The following is a 475-nucleotide window of genomic DNA, read 5'->3' as shown; positions in this document are numbered from 1 at the left end:
AGCATATGCTGACCGATAATATCATCTTTCATCATGCCCATCATCTTCAACGCCATATCATTGACGATACGCACACGGCCTCGACGATCGGTCGCAATAATACCGTCACTCATGTGAGTGATAACGGAGTCCAGTCGACGTTTCTCACTTTCTGTATTCGCCTGCGCTTCTTGTACACGTTTCGATAAATTATTAAAGGCTAGCGCAAGCTCGCCGATTTCGTCATTACCGTAGATCTTCACACGTTGCGTATAATTACCTTTAGACATCTCGATCGTTTGATTACGCATATCCGTAATCGGTTTCGTAATCGTACGCGCAATAAAGAAACCGAGGACAATCGTGATGATGAGTGAAATCGCCGTACCGACGATAAAGATTTGATTGATATTGTTAAGTTGGTCGTAAACGTTATTAATGTCTGATTCGATATAGATATTTCCAATCGTACCCTTGCTCGTCTTCACAGGTAGAT

General features: G+C 42.5%; 1 protein-coding gene. It reads right to left on the bottom strand.

What is annotated here, in order from left to right:
- A partial coding sequence (locus ACDX78_RS23240) for a HAMP domain-containing protein (protein ID WP_486031223.1) occupies positions 1 to 475 on the bottom strand: 475 nt, incomplete at both ends.

Origin of the sequence: Virgibacillus oceani, assembly GCF_041521345.1 — a bacterium.
Lineage (GTDB): Bacteria > Bacillota > Bacilli > Bacillales > Amphibacillaceae > Virgibacillus_N > Virgibacillus_N oceani_A.
Note: the sequence above shows the minus strand (reverse complement) of the source record. Positions and strands in the feature narration are given on the sequence as shown.